Annotated in this window: 19 protein-coding genes; 12 read left to right on the top strand and 7 right to left on the bottom strand. The window is 60.2% G+C overall.

Annotation, left to right across the window (positions count from 1 at the left end; all coding sequences use genetic code 11):
• The first annotated feature begins 87 nt into the window (after positions 1-87).
• From JZY08_RS19775 to JZY08_RS19760, 4 genes are read left to right on the top strand one after another with little or no spacing between them, the layout of a single operon-like run.
• Positions 88-1,020 (top strand): ABC transporter permease, encoded by a 933-nt coding sequence (locus JZY08_RS19775; protein ID WP_216333310.1) that lies wholly within the window; start codon positions 88-90, stop codon positions 1,018-1,020.
• Positions 1,017-1,820, top strand: a complete 804-nt coding sequence (locus tag JZY08_RS19770) for an ABC transporter permease (protein WP_216333308.1) — start codon at positions 1,017-1,019, stop codon at positions 1,818-1,820. The genes JZY08_RS19775 and JZY08_RS19770 overlap by 4 nt, the downstream gene beginning before the upstream one ends.
• Positions 1,821-1,845: 25 nt before the next feature.
• Positions 1,846-2,922, top strand: coding sequence for an ABC transporter substrate-binding protein (locus JZY08_RS19765; RefSeq protein ID WP_216333306.1), 1,077 nt, complete (start codon positions 1,846-1,848; stop codon positions 2,920-2,922).
• Between the two features lie 10 nt (positions 2,923-2,932).
• On the top strand, positions 2,933-4,036 hold the full coding sequence (locus tag JZY08_RS19760; RefSeq protein WP_216333304.1) for an ABC transporter ATP-binding protein: 1,104 nt from the start codon (positions 2,933-2,935) through the stop codon (positions 4,034-4,036).
• Positions 4,037-4,172: 136 nt separating this feature from the next.
• Here the strand turns inward: JZY08_RS19760 and JZY08_RS19755 are convergent, their stop codons facing one another.
• The 6 genes from JZY08_RS19755 to JZY08_RS19730 are packed head-to-tail and all read right to left on the bottom strand — an operon-like array spanning position 4,173 to position 8,957.
• Entirely contained in the window at positions 4,173-4,940 is a 768-nt protein-coding gene (locus JZY08_RS19755) for a 5-oxoprolinase subunit PxpA (protein WP_216333303.1), read from the bottom strand.
• 25 nt (positions 4,941-4,965) lie between these two features.
• The gene (locus JZY08_RS19750) at positions 4,966-5,964 is read right to left on the bottom strand and encodes a biotin-dependent carboxyltransferase family protein (RefSeq protein ID WP_216333301.1); all 999 of its coding nucleotides are present in this window, start codon (positions 5,962-5,964) and stop codon (positions 4,966-4,968) included.
• Positions 5,961-6,674 (bottom strand): 5-oxoprolinase subunit PxpB, encoded by a 714-nt coding sequence (pxpB, locus tag JZY08_RS19745; RefSeq protein ID WP_216333299.1) that lies wholly within the window; start codon positions 6,672-6,674, stop codon positions 5,961-5,963. Before pxpB ends, JZY08_RS19750 begins: the two co-directional genes overlap by 4 nt.
• Positions 6,671-7,111, bottom strand: coding sequence for a biotin/lipoyl-containing protein (locus JZY08_RS19740; RefSeq protein WP_137039258.1), 441 nt, complete (start codon positions 7,109-7,111; stop codon positions 6,671-6,673). The genes pxpB and JZY08_RS19740 overlap by 4 nt, the downstream gene beginning before the upstream one ends.
• The gene (gene accC / locus JZY08_RS19735) at positions 7,108-8,496 is read right to left on the bottom strand and encodes an acetyl-CoA carboxylase biotin carboxylase subunit (RefSeq protein WP_216333297.1); all 1,389 of its coding nucleotides are present in this window, start codon (positions 8,494-8,496) and stop codon (positions 7,108-7,110) included. The genes JZY08_RS19740 and accC overlap by 4 nt, the downstream gene beginning before the upstream one ends.
• Complete coding sequence (locus tag JZY08_RS19730; RefSeq protein ID WP_216333296.1) at positions 8,493-8,957, bottom strand: biotin/lipoyl-containing protein; 465 nt, start codon at positions 8,955-8,957, stop codon at positions 8,493-8,495. The genes accC and JZY08_RS19730 overlap by 4 nt, the downstream gene beginning before the upstream one ends.
• A gap of 194 nt (positions 8,958-9,151) precedes the next feature.
• On the opposite strand from JZY08_RS19730, the gene JZY08_RS19725 reads away from it, so the two are divergent.
• A complete protein-coding gene (locus tag JZY08_RS19725; protein ID WP_216333294.1) occupies positions 9,152-10,078 on the top strand; it encodes a DMT family transporter in 927 nt (308 codons plus the stop codon).
• Here JZY08_RS19725 and JZY08_RS19720 read toward each other — a convergent pair.
• Entirely contained in the window at positions 10,059-10,976 is a 918-nt protein-coding gene (locus JZY08_RS19720; protein ID WP_216333292.1) for a DMT family transporter, read from the bottom strand. The two genes, JZY08_RS19725 and JZY08_RS19720, sit on opposite strands and share 20 nt — an antisense overlap.
• A gap of 220 nt (positions 10,977-11,196) precedes the next feature.
• Here JZY08_RS19720 and JZY08_RS19715 point away from each other — a divergent pair, with 220 nt between their 5' ends.
• The 7 genes from JZY08_RS19715 to JZY08_RS19685 all read left to right on the top strand — a co-directional run bounded on the left by JZY08_RS19715 (position 11,197) and on the right by JZY08_RS19685 (position 17,720).
• A complete protein-coding gene (locus JZY08_RS19715; protein ID WP_216333290.1) occupies positions 11,197-12,084 on the top strand; it encodes a LysR family transcriptional regulator in 888 nt (295 codons plus the stop codon).
• 94 nt (positions 12,085-12,178) lie between these two features.
• On the top strand, positions 12,179-13,132 hold the full coding sequence (locus tag JZY08_RS19710; protein WP_216333288.1) for a tripartite tricarboxylate transporter substrate binding protein: 954 nt from the start codon (positions 12,179-12,181) through the stop codon (positions 13,130-13,132).
• A 96-nt stretch (positions 13,133-13,228) separates the two neighbouring features.
• The gene (locus JZY08_RS19705; protein ID WP_003497850.1) at positions 13,229-13,897 is read left to right on the top strand and encodes a 4-carboxy-4-hydroxy-2-oxoadipate aldolase/oxaloacetate decarboxylase; all 669 of its coding nucleotides are present in this window, start codon (positions 13,229-13,231) and stop codon (positions 13,895-13,897) included.
• 73 nt (positions 13,898-13,970) lie between these two features.
• On the top strand, positions 13,971-14,429 hold the full coding sequence (locus tag JZY08_RS19700; RefSeq protein WP_003497849.1) for a tripartite tricarboxylate transporter TctB family protein: 459 nt from the start codon (positions 13,971-13,973) through the stop codon (positions 14,427-14,429).
• Positions 14,426-15,937 (top strand): tripartite tricarboxylate transporter permease, encoded by a 1,512-nt coding sequence (locus JZY08_RS19695; RefSeq protein ID WP_216333286.1) that lies wholly within the window; start codon positions 14,426-14,428, stop codon positions 15,935-15,937. Before JZY08_RS19700 ends, JZY08_RS19695 begins: the two co-directional genes overlap by 4 nt.
• Before the next feature lie 44 nt (positions 15,938-15,981).
• Positions 15,982-16,968 (top strand): D-erythronate dehydrogenase, encoded by a 987-nt coding sequence (gene denD / locus JZY08_RS19690; protein ID WP_216333284.1) that lies wholly within the window; start codon positions 15,982-15,984, stop codon positions 16,966-16,968.
• A complete protein-coding gene (locus tag JZY08_RS19685) occupies positions 16,965-17,720 on the top strand; it encodes an SDR family oxidoreductase (RefSeq protein ID WP_216333282.1) in 756 nt (251 codons plus the stop codon). The genes denD and JZY08_RS19685 overlap by 4 nt, the downstream gene beginning before the upstream one ends.
• The last annotated feature ends 5 nt before the right edge of the window (positions 17,721-17,725 follow it).

Here is a 17,725-nt window from a genome sequence, read left to right as displayed (position 1 = left end):
AGCAAATTCTAGTCATAGGGCCGGGACGACGACGTCGTTCGGCTCAACGCGATGCCTCGTGCCGTATTCAACGCGACGGGAGTATAGATGTCGGATATTGCGATCATGGAACCACATGCCCTGCCACGCCGTGGAGTTTCCGGCTGGAAAGCCATCGAGCGCCGGCTGTTTTCACCCGGCATACTCATATTGCCGCTTTTGATCTTTCTGCTGTTCTTTTTCTTTCTTCCGGCCATTCGCCTGATGACGTTCAGCGTCATGACGCAGAATTCGCAAGGGTTGATCGGCACACCATTCACGCTTGCGCACTATATTCGCTTCTTCGAGGTCGATCTTTACCAGAAGGTGCTCTGGGCGACGATCCGCATCAGTCTCATCACCTCGGTCATCGCGGCGATACTGGCCTATCCGGTCGCAACGGTGCTGGTGCGCGGCAATATTACCACAACCCGCATCATCACCCTGATCGTCATCGCACCGCTCGCCGTCAGCGTCGTGGTCCGCGCCTATGGCTGGCAGCTTATCCTCGGCAACGGCCCGACAGGGCTATTGAATTACGTCCTGATGAATCTCGGGATCATAGAGAGCCCGCTGACGCTGCTGTTTTCGGATGCCGCCGTCATCATCGGCTCTCTCCACATCTTCTTCCCGATGATGGTGCTGCCGCTGTCTTCCGCTCTTGGCAAGATCGATCCCAATCTTCAGCAGGCCGCCCGCACACTCGGAGCGCCCGCTTGGAAGGTGTTCCTTCGGATCACATTTCCCCTTAGCCTTCCCGGCCTGCTGGCAGGCTTCACGCTGGTGTTCTCGCTCGCCTCCGCATCCTACGTCATTCCCGCTTTGATCGGCGGCCCTGGCTCGCAAATGCTTGGAAACATGGTCGAACAGCAGGTTCTCGCGGTCTATGACTGGCCGTTCGGCGCCACCATCGCCACCATCCTCGTTTTCATCGTCATTCTGATCAACGCCGTCTCGATGAGGCTGCTCGGCGGGCGTCGTATCAAGGCAAGCGCGTCATGAACAACAAGCTGACAGGCACTTCCACCATCATACTTTACGCGATCACCGCCGCCATGATGGTCTTCATCCTGGCTCCGATCATCCTCGTCGTCGCCATCTCGTTCTCCGACAGTTACTTCGTCACCTTTCCGCCGCAGGGCTTCACGTTCCGCTGGTATGCAATGGTGATGCAGAACGAGGAGTTTACCGCCGGCCTGACGTTCAGCGCGGCACTGGCGGTGGCGACGACCATTCTTTCGCTGGCGCTCGGCGTTCCGGCTGCCTTCGCGCTCTCCCGCGGAAAGTTCATCGGCCGTTCGCTGATGAAGGGGCTGCTGCTGTCGCCGCTGATCTTCCCCGTGCTGGTGACCGGCCTTGCGCTGCTGCAGCTCTTTTCCGGCTATGGCTGGATGGATACCAAGCTGAAGCTTCTGATCGCCCATACCGTGGTGACGTCGCCCTATGTGATCCGCACGGTTCTGACCAGCCTTCAGCTCGTCAATGTCAGCCTCGAGGAGGCGGCGCGCACGCTTGGCGCCACCCGCTGGAAAACCTTTACACGGGTGATCTTTCCGCAGATCGCGCCCGGCGTCGCCTCCGGCTCGATCTTCTGCTTCATGGTTTCTTTCGACAATTATCCCGTTTCGATGTGGCTGGCCGATTCAGCGAACCTGCCCGTGCCCATCGTTCTCTATCGCCAGATCGGCACGGTCTTCGATCCTTCGGTCGCGACCATGTCCACCATCATCATCGCTCTGGCGGTTACCGTCGTGCTCGTCCTCGACAGGCTGGTGGGTCTGCGCCGGGCAATGGCTATGTAAATCAACAACAAGAGGGGTACCGGAAATGACAGACAAGACCATCATCATGAAACGGCGCAGTTTTCTGACAGTCACCGCTGCTACGCTCGCCACACCCTATTTTTATACCGCGGCTTCCGCTCAGGACCGCACCATGTATGTCGGCGTCTATAATTCGGCGCAGGGCGGGCTGATCAAGAAGGAAGTGATCCCGGCTTTCGAAAAGGAATATAAGTGCCGGGTATTGACCACCGAAGGCGCAACGCTTGCCAACATCGCGACGCTGCGCGCCACCCGCGAAAATCCGCAATATAGCGTGATGTCGATGGACGATGTCGGCGTTCCCCAGGCCAAGGAAGAAGGCCTGATCGAGCAATTGCCGGCAGATGAAATCCCCAACCTCAAGAATGTCTATACGCGTTATCTTTTCGAAGACAATTTCGGTGTTGGTTTTGCAATTTCGATCGCCGGCCTGTTCTATAATCCGACGACGGGCAAGCCGTTCGAAAGCTACGAACAGATGTTCGACAAGAAATATGCCCGCCGTATGCTTTTGAATACGCCGAAGAACACCCAGAGCGTTCTGATGCTGATGGTGGCGGCCGCCCTTGCGACCGGAAAGCCGCTGAAAGAAGCGCAATACGATACGGATGCCGGCTGGGCGAAACTCGCCGAGCTGAAGCCGAACGTGCTGTCGATCTATGATGCGGAAGCGCAGACGATGATGGTTGCGCAGGGCCAGGCGGATTTCGGCGGTATCGAATATTCCAAGGCCGTTTATCCGCACACCAAAAAAGGCGTGCCGCTGGACATGACCTTCCCGAAGGAAGGCGCGTTCACCGGCATCAATTCCATCGCGCTGGTCAAGGGCGGGCCGCACCGGGATCTTGCGCTTGCCTATATCAACCGCATCCTCGATCCGGGCGTGCAGAAGATGCTGTCGGAAGCGACGCTCAGCGCCCCCTCGGTCAAGGGCATCGAGTTCAGCGAAGAGACGGCGAAGTTCCTTGCCTATCCGGAAGCGAAAATGGAATCGCTGAACCTCTTCACGCCGGACTGGAAATACATCATCCCGCGCCGGGCCCAATGGCTCGAAAAATACAACCAGACCTTTAACGGCTGAGGGAACGCAGATGAAATCCGTAGAAGTCCGCCTGGAAAGACTGACCAAACATTACAGCGGTCAGGTCGTTGCCGTCGATGATGTTTCGCTTACCGTCAAGGCAGGGGAAATCCTGGCGCTTCTCGGTCCAAGCGGATGCGGGAAAACGACCTGCCTTCGCATGATTGCGGGGCTTGTCGGTCCTACCTCGGGTGAAATCGTGGTCGGCGGCAAGCCGTCCACGCGCACCCCGGTTCACCGCCGCAATGTTGGCATGCTTTTCCAGAACTATGCCCTGTTTCCCCATATGACCGTTGCCGAAAACGTCGCTTTCGGCCTCGAGATGCGGGGCGTTTCCAAGGCTGATCGGCAAGGGCGCGTGAAGCAGGCGCTCGATCTCGTTCAGCTGCACGCCTTCGGCGACCGGCTACCGGCGCAGCTTTCCGGCGGCCAGCAGCAGCGTGTGGCGCTGGCGCGTGCGCTGGTGATCGAACCTTCGATGCTGCTTCTGGACGAGCCGCTCGGTGCGCTCGACAAGGGCCTGAGGGAAAGCATGCAGGTCGAGATTCGCAGCCTGCAGCAGCGGCTTGGCCTCACCACCATCATGGTGACGCATGATCAGGACGAGGCCCTGACCATGGCGGACCAGATCGCCGTGATGCGGGACGGCAATCTCGAGCAGATCGCACCGGCAGGCGAAATCTACCAGAAGCCGCTGACGCGCTTCGTCGCCGGTTTCATCGGCGCCTCGAACTTCTTCGAGGCGAGTGTCAAGGAACGCAACGGCCGCGCCGCACGGCTTGTGACCGATGCCGGTGTACGACTGGATGTGGATGACATGGGAGCAGTTCAGGGCGACAAGGTTGTTGTCACCGTTCGTCCCGAAGCCATCTCCGTCGCACCGCTTGCTGCCGATGTGGGTGAAAACGCCAGCAATTCCACCACGGCGCGGGTGGAGCAGGTGGTCTATCGCGGTTTCATGCTGCACTACTACCTGCGTCTGGACAATGGCGAGCCGATGATCGCCTACCGGCAGACCCAAACGGAAGGGTTCACCAATGCCGTCAGCGCTGCCGGCGACCGGGTGAAGCTGAGCTGGACGAACGACAGCAATCACGTGATCCAGCTAAATTGATAAGGTCGTCGGCCGGATCGGTTCGCTGGTTCGGCCGACAAACAAGACCTGAAAATGTAACGGCACCGTGCTCCAGAAATGATGCACGGTGCCGTAATCGTTTGATTATCAATGATGAGACGAAAGCGGGCTTGCGTCAGGCGACCACTTCGCGAGCCGGAACGACGCTGCCGCCGCAGGCTTCCACTTCACTGCGCACCGTGCGCGCAAGCTCCAGCGAACCGGGTGTATCGCTGTGGACGAGGATCGATCTGGCGCGAACGGGGATGATCTCGCCCTCGATGGTCGTGACCGTGCCTTTTTCCAGAAACTGCCGCACCCGCGCGCGCACTTTACCCTCTTCCTTGATGACGGAATTGGGCAGCTTGCGCGGAACGAGCTGGCCCTTCACATCATAGGCCCGGTCGGCGAGGAAGAGATTGAGCACCTTTAGCCCGCAATCCAGCGCCGCCTTTTCGATCAGCATGTCCGGCATCGAAAAGACGATGAGGTTGGGATCGACCGCTTTGATCTTTTTCATGATCCGTTCGGCAAGGGCCGCGTCGCGATTGATCATGTTGCCCATGGCGGCATGGAAGCTGATGTGAGAAAGCGCGACATTCTGCGCCCTCGCAATCGCCGAAAGCGCGCCGAGCTGGTAGAGAACCTGCTGTTCCATTTCTTCCGCATCGACGGGAATTTCGCGGCGGCCGAAGCCGAGACGGTCGGCAAGGCCCGGATGGGCGCCGACGCCGACGCCGTTCTGTTTGGCGAGACGCACCATGCGCGCCATCATTTCCGGATCGCCCGCATGGAATCCGCAGGCGATATTTGCCGAAGAGACGACTTCCATAAGTTTCTCGTCGTCGCAGACCTTATAGATGCCGAAACCTTCGCCCATATCGGAATTAACATCGATCTTCATGGTTCCCTCTCCTTGTTTTTCAGGATTATCGTCTTGTGAACGTGCCGAGTGCGGCGGTGACCAGCGGCAGGGTCTTGCGGATATCCGCGAAATAGGCGTCGATTGCCTGCTCGACCTCCAGCGCCTCGCGCACCGTCGCCTGCACGAAACGGATGCGGCTGCCGATGCGCGCCTGTCCGAGCCGCCAAAGATCGCTGTCGATGATACCGGCCATCTTGGGATAACCGCCGGCCGTGTTGGCGTCGCTCATCTGGATGATCGGCTCGCCGCCCGGCGGCACCTGAACCACACCCGGAATGACGCCATAGGAACGCAATTCGACGGGAGCCGAAAGCATAAGTGGCGTGCCGGCAAGCCGGTAGCCGGTGCGGTCGCTCTGCGAGGTGATTTTCCAGGCTTCGGACCAGAAACGTTCCGGACCTTCGCCGAAAAGATCGTGCTCGGCGGCCGGAATGGCGCGCAGCAGCAATTCACCATTGTCGGACACCGGAAACATATCCGGCATCGCATCGGCAAGCGGCATGACGCCAAGGCCGTTTGCGGGCAGCGGCGCGGTCTCGGATGGCAGAAGCGCAAGCCTGTCGCCGGTGGCGAGATGGCGTCCTTCATGGCCGCCGAAAGAGCCGCGAAGCGAGGTGCTGCGCGATCCCATCACCACGGGAACGTCGACGCCGCCCTGAAGGCAGAGATAGGCGCGCGCATTCTTCAGCGGTGTCGAAAGCTCGAGGATTTGACCCTTCTCGGCCCGAAGGCACCAGTAGGGCGGCAAATCCGCGCCATCGAGCCGTGCCGCGCAATCCGCGCCGGTGACCGCGAAGGTCAGGGCCTCTTCGAATTCGATGCGGAAAGGGAAGGTCTGGATTTCAATCGCGGCGGCATCTTCGCCGTTGCCGACGAGGATATTGCCGACCCTGAGCGCGATGGGGTCCATCGCGCCCGTGGCGGTGATGCCGATATTGCGGTAACCCGCGCGGCCGAGATCCTGGACGGTGTTCAGCGGTCCGCAGGCAAGAATATGGATCATAGTTCGATCCTTTCAGGAAGGAAACGAACCCTGTCGCCGGGCGAAAGCACCGCCGGCTGCTCGGCCGTGGCGTCGAACATGGTGATTTCGGTAAAACCCAGCGAGTTCCAGCCGTTCGGCCCGGTCAGAACCGAGATGCCGGACTGCATGCCGCCGATGGTCACCATGCCTTTGAGCATGCGCAGCGACGGGACTTTCTTGCGTGGCATGAAAATGCGCGGATCGAGACCGCCGAGATAACCGAAGCCAGGCGCGCTGCCGACGGCAAAAACCGTATAGGTCTGCTCGAAATGCAGGCGCACGACTTCCCTGTCCGGCAGGCCCGAATAATCGCAGATCGCGGCAAGGTCGATGGCGTGCTCACCGCCATAGGTCGTCGGCACCTCGAGGGTCTTGCCCAGAAGATCAAGTTCGCTGGTGCGTTGCCAGATGTCGAGAAGCTCGTCCTGCAAACGCCCGGCATCCTCCGGCGTGCGACGTAGCACGATCAGGAGGTTGGTCATGCCGGGTATGAGTTCGAGCACCTCGGGGCGGTCCTTCAGCGCGCGCGTCAGCGCCCAGATGCGCCGCTGCGCGGGCAAGTTCAGTTCGCCGGGTGCTTCGATCAGAAAGGTCTTGTTGCCGATCATCGAGATTTTCGGCAGGCCCAGATGGGCGGGGGAAAGGTGGGGCGTTTTCAGCGAGGTATTGCTCATCGACGTCACCATCATGCTTCGGTCTTGAGAAGGGTGGAGCCATATCCGACAAGCGCGCCGGCCTCTGCCACCACTTCGGTGACGGTGCCGGCCTTGTCGGCGATTACCGGAACGATCACCGGTCCAACTGTCACGAATGCGACGATTTCGCCCTTCACTACCGATTTTCCTGTCTGAACCGGACGGTCGGGGCGTTGCGGATGCGCTGGCGTGAAGATGCCGGCAATCGGCGCGCGGGCAAGGATTTCCCCCGTCTCTGCCGGTGCCCTGGCAGTCTCAGCGGGCCGCGGTGCGGCAGGAGCCTGGCCCCCTGTCATGGCGACGATCTTCAGTGACCCATCCGGCGTCTCTATTTCGATGGCGGACACGTTGTTGCGCTCAAGGTGAGCGGCAAGATCGGCAATGATGCCGGGCTCGCTATAGCGGGATATCGAAACAGACTGTCGCTTCATTTTGAACTCCGCGCTGCAAGCCAATGTTCGAGGTAATGGATATCCGTGCCGCCTTCGGAGAAGGCCGGGTCTTCCAATATTTCCCGATGCAGCGGTAGGTTGGTGGAAACGCCTTCGATGCGTATTTCGCCAAGCGCGCGCCGCATGCGCATGATCGCCTGCTCGCGCGTCGGCGCATGGACAATGAGCTTGGCGATCAGGGAATCGTAATGCGCCGATACGCGATAACCCGCCGTCACATGCGTATCGACCCGCACGCCGGGTCCGCCCGGCAGGTGAAGCTGGGTGATCAGACCGGGGCAGGGAACGAAGTTGTAGGGGTCTTCGGCATTGATGCGGCACTCGATCGAATGCCCCTCGCAGACGATGTCTTTCTGCGAAATTTCAAGCGGATGACCGAGAGCGACGAGAAGCTGCTGGCGCACCAGATCCACACCCGAGGTCATTTCCGTGACCGGATGTTCGACCTGCAGGCGGGTATTCATCTCGATGAAATAAAATTCGCCGTTCTCGTAAAGAAACTCGAAGGTGCCGACGCCGCGATAACCGATCTGGTGGCAGGCTTCGACGCAGCGATTGCCGACAAAGGCGGCAACATCAGGGGGGATGCCGATGGCCGGGCCTTCCTCGACGACCTTCTGGTGGCGACGCTGCATCGAGCAATCGCGCAGGCCAACCCAGACGCCGCCGCCCTGGCCATCGCAGAGAACCTGAATTTCGACATGGCGCGGATGTTCGAGGAATTTCTCGATATAGAGTTCGGGCGTTCCAAATGCTCGGCTTGCCTCTTCCCGCGTGACGAGGACGGCGTCCTGAAGGGTGGAGGCGTCACGAACGACGCGCATTCCGCGCCCGCCGCCGCCGCCGGCTGCCTTGACGATGACGGGATAGCCGATTTCGGCAGCGATTTTCGAAACCTCCGCCGTATCATCCGGCAGGGCGGAATCGGGGCCGGGAACGCAGGGCACGCCGGCCTCCATCATCGCCCGCTTGGCCGCGATCTTGTCACCCATGGTGCGGATGGCGTCGGCGCGTGGACCGATGAAGACTGCACCCGCTTCCTCCACCGCTTGCGAAAACGATGCCCTTTCGGACAGAAAACCATAACCGGGGTGAACCGCACCGGCACCCGTCAGCTTCATGGCAAGCAGGATTGCCGGCACATTCAGATAGCTCTGGCCGGGAGAGGCCGGGCCGATGCAGATGGCGGTATCGGCCGCTTTCAGGTAATCCGCATCCTTGTCGGCTTCCGAATAGACCATGATGGTTTTCAGGCCGAGTTCGCGGCAGGCGCGCTGCACGCGGAGTGCGATCTCGCCGCGATTGGCGATGAGGACGCTGTCGAATGCTTCGGCTGCTGCCTTTGGAAGTGACGCATTCATCATTCGAACTCCAGCACCGGCTGTCCGAGTTCCACATCTTCGCCGTCATTGGCCAGGAACCGGGCGATCTTGCCGCCGCGTTCCGCCCTGACCGTGCTGAAGACTTTCATGGCCTCGATGATGAAGAGTTCCTGCCCTTCCGCAACCTCATCGCCGGCTTCGACGAAAGGCGGCGTGCCGGGGCTTGGGGCGCGATGGAAAAGACCGAATGAGGGTGCCGTGACGATGCCGGATGGTGCCGGAGCCGCTGCGGCGGATGCCGGTGCCTGTTCTTCGGCGCGCGGTGTCTCGGGTGCCGCTTCGGTCACCGGAAAAGCCTTGGGCTGCGGCGATGGCGATTGCGGTGAAACGGCGCTGTTGTCGCGAATGATCCGGACCGTGGTTCCCTCCTGGCTCACGGTCAACTCGGACACTCGCGAAGAGCCGACAAACTCGATCAGTTTCTTGATCTTTTCCAGATCCATATTGGTTTCCAACGTCTTTTTCGTCCCCAAGGCGGCAGGCAAACGGATCGGAGTCCGCACCCTATTCATCAGCAATAGCTACCATGTGGGCTGCATTGATGGGGTCAGACGAAGTTTCTATGGACACGGGTTTGAGGTTTGATATCCCGGCCTCGCGTGGTGAAACGGTTCAAAGACGTCCAGAGGAACGAACCATGGATTCCCGCAAAGGCATTCTCCTTAAAATCTCCGCTGCCCTCGCTCTGGTGCTGATGGGTGCCTGTATCAGCGGTCTCAAGGGCGAGATACCGATCGGGCAGGTCGTCTTCTTCAGATCGGCGGTGGCCATGCTGCCGCTTTGTCTGTGGATGGCCGTTCAGGGCGGATTTCGCCAACAGGTCGCCACCAGTCACATTGGCGGGCATTTGGTGAGGAGTTTTTCCGGAACCGGCGGCATGGTCTTCAGCTATCTGGCGCTTTCTTACATTCCGCTCGCCGATGCGACTGCCATCAGCTATGCCACGCCGCTCTTCACCGTCATTCTGGCGGTCTTTCTTTTGAAGGAGGTCGTCAGGATTTATCGCTGGACGGCGGTGGTTTTCGGGTTGTGCGGCATTGTGCTTATCCTGTCGCCCCATTTTTCCTTCGATGTTTCCGATATCTCTTCCGGCACGGGCGTTGCCATGCTCGGCGGTCTTTTCGGTCTGGCCGCCGCTTTTTTCTCCGCCATATCGATGATCCAGATCAGGCATCTGACGCAGAGCGAAAATACTGGCGCGATCATCTTCTATTTCACGCTCCTCACGACGGTCATCGGCTTTGCAAGCATCGGCATGGGCTGGAAAATGCCGACTGTCTGGCAATGGACCCTGCTGATCGGAACCGGTCTCATCGGCGGTATCGCGCAGATACTGGTGACGCTCAGCCTGCGTTATGCGGAGGCTTCGCTGCTGGCGCCCTTCGATTATACCACGATGATCTGGGCGTTGTTGATCGGTTACACCTTCATGGATCAGGTGCCCGCGCTGACGACCCTTCTCGGAGCCTCGATCGTGGTTGCCGCCGGCCTGTTCACGCTGTGGCGCGAAAGGCGGCTGCACAAAAAGCGCGTCACCGAACAGCTTACGCTGTCGGCTCCCTAACAGCCTGTTTCGCCAGTCGGTTTTCACGCCACATGGCGAACAGCCCGGCGGCGATGACGGTGAGTGCACCCACAATCGTCGCGCCCGTCGGCACCTCGGCCATGAAGAGATAACCGAGGGCGATTGCCCATATCATCGTCGTGTAATCGAAGGGCGCGAGCAGCGAAGCCTGGGCGTGGCGCAGGCTGAGCGTCATGGTGATCTGGCCGATGCCGCCGGCAAGCCCGCCACCGGCGAGCAGCAGGAACTGGTTGAAATCCGGCATCTTCCAGCCAAATCCGATCGTGGCGAAGCCGGCGACGACACCCGCCAGCGTATAGATCAGCACGATGCGTGATGGCTTTTCGATACTGTTCAGGTGGCGGACGGCGATGGAGGAAAAGGCGGCGCAAAGTGCGCCGGTCAGCGCCAGCGCCGTTCCGATCATGGCGATGCTGTCGATCTGGGCGGGGCCTGAGGCGGCATCTAGGACGAGGTTCGGCGACAGGGTGATGAAGACGCCGATGAAGCCGGTCAGCACTGCGGACCAGCGGTATATCCGCACTTTTTCGCGCAGCAGCAGCGCCGCCAGCATGATGGTGAAAAGCGGGGTCGTGTAGCTCAGCACCGTCACATTCACCAGCGGTAGATAGGCAAGCGCCAGAAAGCCGAAGAACATGCCGCCGAGCCCGGCCGAGCTGCCTGCAAGCAGTCTGCCGATATTTTTCGCGGCCGGGATGGTTATTCGCTCGGAGGAGGCAAGAAACCAGAAACAGAGGGGAATGAGGGCAAAAAGGCCCCGGCAGAAGACGACTTCGCCAACCGGGATCGCTCCGTCCAGCCCCTTCACGCAGGCGGACATGACAGTGAATGCCAGCATGGCCGCCAGCTTGAGCAAAATACCTTTTTTAGGATCCATCGCGCTCCCCATCGCAGCCATGACCGTGTCACGGGGGAAGGGCGGAGAAAAGCCATAGCCGGCTACCATAAGAATCTTGTCTTACCCCATCGCCGCTCTACCAAGCGCCCGGAAAGGTGGCGGGAGAGCCGAACCGCCCGACAGAGGTCTTTTTGCCCTAGGCCCGGGCGGCGGTTTGATGTCATGATCGCGTTTCGAACCTGGGAGAGGTGAAGCGGGCATGTTGGATTTGCGCAGGTTGCGATATCTGGTCGCGATTGTCGATTGCGGCTCGATGTCGGCGGCGGCGCGGCAATTGGGGATTGCGCAACCCGCGCTCAGCCATCACATCACGGAACTGGAGCGGCTGGTGGGGTTTCCGGTGCTTCATCGGCTGGCGCGCGGTGTGAAGGCGACGGAGAAGGGCGAAATCCTTCTTGTCCATGCGCGGGAGATTACGGAGAAAGTCCGGCAGGCGGAGGCGGAAATGCGGGCCATGGCCTATCTGGATGAGCGGGTGATACGGCTGAGCCTCATCCCCTCCTGGGCCACCGCCTTTGCGCCGAACATCATCAGCGAGGTTGCCGGGTCAATGCCCAAGGTGTCGCTGCGGCTGATAGAGGCACGCAATGACGAGTCGCTGCGCCTCATTCGCCTCGGCAAGGTGGATATGGCCGTCGCACTGGTCGGCGCGGAGGAGAAGGCTGACGATCTCATCGTCAAGGAGAGCCTGTTTGCGGTGTCCTCAAGACCCATAGGCCGCTCCATGCCGCTTGAGGCGGCGGCAAGGCTTAACCTGATCCTGCCGCCGAAGGACAACCCGCTGCGCGTATCGATAGACGAGGCTGCCGCCGGCGCCGGCATTAACCTGAATGTGACGATGGAAATCGATGGGCAGGATACGATCAAACGCGCCGTGAATGCCGGTATTGGTGCGACGATCCTGTCGTGGAATTCGGTGCAGCAGGAGCAGGAGGCCGGCCAGCTTCAGGCCGCCCATATAATTGATCCTGTCATCTATCGCTCCATCCATCTCCTGAAGAGCAGGGAGGTGGATGAGCGGACTTTCAGGCTGTTCCGGGACCTGTTGCGGGCGGTGGCAAGACGCGAGCCGTCATTCAACCCATAAACAATCTATATGGGTAAATTGAAAACTCGGTATTTGTGTTATTGATGGCTTGTTTCTAGCCTCCCTGGTGAAAGCGTATCGGGGAGGAAAAGATATGCGTTTGAAGACATCTCTGTTGAGTGTGCTGGCGGCTGCGGGAATTCTGGTCGCGGGAGGGGCGGCTGCGGAATATCCGGAGCGGCCGGTGACGCTCGTCATCGGTTATCCAGCCGGTGGCGGCACCGATATCCAGTCGCGGGCGCTCGTGCCCTATCTCGAGAAATACCTCGGCACATCCGTCGTGGTGGAAAACCGCGAAGGCGCGGGTGGCCTCATCGGGGCGACCTATATCGCCAATGCCAAGCCCGACGGCTACACGATCGGGGCACTGAATTTCCCGTCCATGTATTCACCGATCGTGCAGGGCAATGCCAGCTACAAGGCGGATGCCTTCACGCCGCTCGCCAACCAGATCGGCGGCGATCTGGCGCTGACGGTCAACAAGGTGTCGCCGATCAAGACCGCCCAGGAATTTGTGGATGCGGCCAAGGCAAATCCGGTCGTCGTCGGCGTAACGGGCATCGGACATCCGAGCCAGATCACGGCGCTGCTGTTTGAGGATGCGGCGGGCGTCAAGCTCAATTTCGTTCCCTTCAACGGCGGTGGTCCCGCAAGGCTTGCCATGCTCGGCAATCACGTCACGCTCGGTTTCATGAACCTCAACGAGGTCTTCGCCGACAATCGCTCCGGTGCACTTCGCGTGCTTGCGACTTCCGGTGCCGAGCGTTCGCCGCTTTCTCCTGATGTGCCGACATTCAAGGAGGCCGGCTACAATGTTCAGTTCAGCCTGCTTGCGGGTTTCGGCGCACCGAAAGGCCTGCCCGCGGATGTCGAGGCCAAGCTGGTCGATGCCTTCCAGAAGGCGCTGAAGGACCCCGACTATCTTGCCGACGCCAAGAAGCGTGAACTGACCATGCTGCCGCTGACCCAGGTCGAATTCGCAGACGCGCTCAAGCAGGGCAACGCCAATCTGGCCGAGCTTTGGAAAAGCAAGCCCTGGACAAAATAAGCGGCCGGGATCGGCAGCTTTCCCATTCTCAATCGAAATGACGCTTGGGCCGACCCGTGGCCCAGGCATGACCGAATAGTGAAAGGAACCCGGCCAATGGCCCATGTGATCCGCAATTTCCAGCGCCCCTCCAAGTCCGATATCGAAGCGATCAGCAAATTCAGCCCCGCCACCATTCATGAGGCGCAGGGCAAGCTTGGTGCGCTCGATTATCGCATCAAGCCGATCAAGCCCGGCCTGAAAATCTGCGGGCCGGCCATTACTGCGAAATGCCATATTGGCGACAATCTGATGATTTTCGAAGCCATCAATCTCGCAAAGCCCGGCGACGTGCTGGTTATCGATGGCGGCGATAATCCCAATCAGGGCGGCTTCGGCGATGTGCTGGCCGCTGCCTGCATCGGCAAGGGCATCGTCGGCTTTGTCGTCAGCGCCGCCGTGCGTGACGGCAAAGGGCTGCGCGAAATCGGTTTCCCGGTGTTTTCCCTCGGTCTTTGCATGAAGGGAACCTCGAAGGATACGCTCGGCACCATCAACCATCCGGTTGTGGTCGGCGGTGAACTGATCAGCCCCGGCGATATCGTCTGCGGCGATGACGACGGCGTCGTCGTCGTTCGTGAAAAGGATATCGCCAAGCTCGTCAAATCGTGCCGGGAGCGCGACGACCACGAGAACCACATGATGGAACTGCACCGCCAAGGCAAGATGGATATCGAGGATCGTTATGAAATGATGCGGTCAAAGGGATGCGTCTGGGCGGATTGATCCGATTGGCTGACGTTTGAATACGCCGTGTCGCAAGACACGGCGTATTCCTCAATGAGGGGAGGAGAAAATCATGGCCGAACATAAGACCGGCTCGAAACTGACGGCGAATATTCTGTCCGGAGCCTTTTTCCTGGTCGTTGCCGCCGGGCTCTATTACGGCGCGCGGCCGCTGAGCATGGGCACCAATTTCCAGCCCGGACCCGGCTATATGCCGACGGTCATCGCGGCATTGATGTTCGCGCTCGGCATTGCGCTGATTTTGCAGGATCTGCTGGGCAAGACCCGGTCCGAGGTGTGGGAGGCGCCGAAACTTCGCCCGTTCCTGGCTGTCGCCGGAATTGTCGGCTTTGCGCTGCTTATCGAGCCATTGGGCTTCGTTGCCGCCGCCTTCGTGCTGATCGTGCTCGCCTGCATCGCTTACGGAAGAATTCGCCCGGTTGAGGTCCTTCTGCTTTCCGCGGTGCTCATCATTGCCTGCATCCTCATTTTTGTTGTGGGCCTCGGACAGAGGATTGCCCTGCTGCCATGACCGATCTTCTTGCCAATATCGTTCTCGGTTTCGGTGTCGCTGTCACGCCGGTCAACCTTTTCTACTGCCTGCTGGGCGTTACGCTCGGCACGATGATCGGCATCCTGCCGGGCATCGGTCCCTCCGCGACCGTCGCGCTGCTTTTGCCCATCACCTACACGATGCCGGACACGGCAGCCCTGATCATGCTCGCGGGTATTTTCTACGGAGCGCAATATGGCGGCTCGACGACGGCGATCCTCGTCAATCTGCCGGGCGAATCCTCGTCCGTCGTCACCTGCATCGATGGATATGCCATGGCCCGGCAGGGCAGGGCGGGCTTGGCGCTGGCCACGGCGGCGCTTGGATCATTCTTCGCCGGTACGGTGGCGACCGTTCTGATCGTCGTCGTCGCAAAGCCGCTTTCCGCGGTCGCGCTCGCCTTTGGACCGGCCGATTATTTCAGTCTGGTGATCTTCGGCCTTCTGTTTGCCGTCTTCCTGTCCAGCGGATCGCCGGTCAAGGCGGTCGGCATGGTTGCCTTCGGTATCGGTTTAAGTCTGGTCGGCATCGACCCGACATCGGGTGAGCAGCGTTTCACCTTCGGCATGGCCGAACTGTTTGACGGTATCGATTTCGTCGTCCTTGCCATCGGTCTCCTCGGTGTCAGTGAAATCCTCTTCAACCTGCAGCAAGGCGTGGAGCGGGATTCGGGGGCGGTAAAGACCGGATCGCTGATGCCGACGAGAGAGGATTTCAGGCAGGCCTTTCCGGCCGTCCTGCGCGGCACGGCGCTCGGCTCTTTCCTTGGCGTTTTGCCCGGCGGCGGCGCCATCATGAGTTCTTTCGCGAGTTACGCATTGGAACGCAAGATCGCCAAGGATCCGTCCCGTTTTGGCAAGGGCGCGATCGAAGGGCTGGCAGGGCCGGAAAGCGCCAATAATGCCGGTGCTCAAACCTCCTTCATCCCGCTTTTAACCCTTGGCATTCCCGCCAACGGCCTGATGGCGCTGATGGTCGGTGCGATGATGATCCAGGGCATCACGCCGGGACCCGAAGTCATGCAGTCGCGGCCCGATCTCTTCTGGGGGCTGATCGCCAGCATGTGGGTCGGCAATCTGCTGCTCCTGGTGCTGAACCTGCCGCTGATCGGCATCTGGGTTCGCCTTCTCGGTATTCCCTACCGCTTCCTGTGCCCGGCCATTCTGATGTTCTGCGCAATCGGCGCCTTTGGCCTGTCCTACAGCGTCGTCGATGTTCTGTTCTGTGCGGTGTTCGGCATTGTCGGCTTCTTTCTGCGCAAGATCGGCTGCGAGCCGGCGCCTCTGGTGCTTGGCTTCGTGCTCGGTCCGCTTCTGGAGCAGAATATGCGCCTTGGACTGCTGATCTCGCAGGGTAGCTTCTCGACATTCGTCACCCATCCGATCAGCGCCACCTTGCTCGCTTTGTCCGCCATCGTCGTGATCATGATGGCGATGCCGGCGATCATGCGTCGCCGCGAGGTCGTTTTTCAGGGCGACGATGACTGAAAACTCAATCGAGCCGGCCCCGCCGGTCAATCAAAGGTGAAATCATGCATATCCTGATAATCGGCGCGGCCGGAATGATCGGCCGAAAATTGACGCAGCACCTTGCTTCGGATGGCGCGCTTGGCGGTGTGAAGATCACCGAAATGACGCTGACGGATGTTTTCGAGCCGGCAGTGCCGAAGGGGTTCGGCGGAAAGCTGACGATCGAGCGCAGCGATCTGTCGAATACCGGCGTGGCCGAAAAGCTGGTCGCAAAACGGCCGGATGTGATCTTCAACCTCGCCGCCGTGGTTTCGGGCGAGGCGGAGGCCGATTTCGAGAAAGGCTATCGCATCAATCTCGATGGCGGGCGTTCACTGTTCGAAGCTATCAGGCTCGAACACCAGAAGGATGGATACCGGCCCCGGGTGGTCTTCTGCTCGTCGCTTGCCGTCTTCGGATCGCCTTTCCCCAAGGTGATCGGCGACGAATTCCTGACGGCGCCGCTGACAAGTTACGGCACGCAGAAGGCGATCGTCGAACTGCTGCTTTCGGACTATAGCCGTCGCGGTTTCTTCGATGGCGTCAGCATCCGCCTGCCAACCATCTGCATTCGTCCCGGTAAGCCGAATGCGGCCGCTTCCGGTTTCTTCTCCAATATTCTGCGCGAACCGCTGGTCGGGCAGGAAGCGGTGCTGCCCGTTGCCGATACCGTGCGACACTGGTTCGCCAGCCCGCGTTCTGCCGTCTCCTTCCTGTTGCGCGCGGCAACCATCGATCTTTCGGGGCTTGGCGTTCGCCGCAATCTCATCATGCCGGGGCTTTCGGCCACGGTTGCAGACGAGATCGAGGCGCTGCGCGCCTTCGCCGGGGAAAAGGCGGTTTCTCTTATCAGGCGTGTTCCCGACGAGCGGATCATCCGGATCGTCGACGGCTGGGCCGAGGATTACGATCCGCAACTGGCACTTTCGCTCGGCTTTCGCGCGGAAACATCTTTTGCCGAAATCATTCAGGCGCATGTCGAAGACGAACTGGAAGGGGAAACGGCATGAGCAAAGGAAAGATCGCGCTCGTTACGGGCGGAGGAACAGGCGTCGGCAAGGCGATTGCCGCAGCTCTGCTGGAGGATGGTTACAGTGTCGCGATAACAGGACGGCGGCGGGAGGTTCTCGAAGCCGCCTCTGCCGAATGGAGCGACTACAGCGACCGCCTTCTGGTCGTAGCGGCCGATATTTCCGTTCCCGCCGACGTGGAACGGCTCTTTACGGAAGTCAACGAGCGTTTTGGCCGTCTGGACCTTCTGGTCAACAATGCCGGCATGTCGGCGCCGGCGGTCCATATCGAGGATGTACCATTTGAAACCTGGAACGCCGTGGTGGGGGCCAATCTCACCGGCGCCTTTCTCTGCACCCAGGCGGCGTTTCGACAGATGAAGGCGCAGGTTCCGCAGGGCGGGCGCATCATCAACAACGGTTCGATTTCCGCCACCACCCCGCGGCCGCGTTCAGCGCCTTACACGGCGACCAAACACGCGATCACCGGACTTACCAAGTCCGCCGCGCTCGATGGCCGGGCGTTCAACATCGCCTGCGGTCAGATCGATATCGGCAATGCCAGCACGGAAATGACGCGCGCCATGGCAACCGGTGTGCTGCAGGCCGATGGCAGCACCGCTGTCGAGCCGACCATTGATGCGAGCATCGTTGCAAAGGCTGTGCTGCACATGGCCTCGCTGCCGCTTGAAGCAAACGTGCTGACCATGACCGTGATGGCGAGCGGCATGCCATTCGTCGGCCGCGGGTGAGGAGC

The sequence above is a fragment of the Rhizobium sp. X9 genome, from assembly GCF_018873185.1.
GTDB classification, from domain to species: Bacteria; Pseudomonadota; Alphaproteobacteria; order Rhizobiales; family Rhizobiaceae; genus Agrobacterium; species Agrobacterium oryzihabitans.
This window is presented reverse-complemented; position numbering and strand designations above follow the sequence as displayed.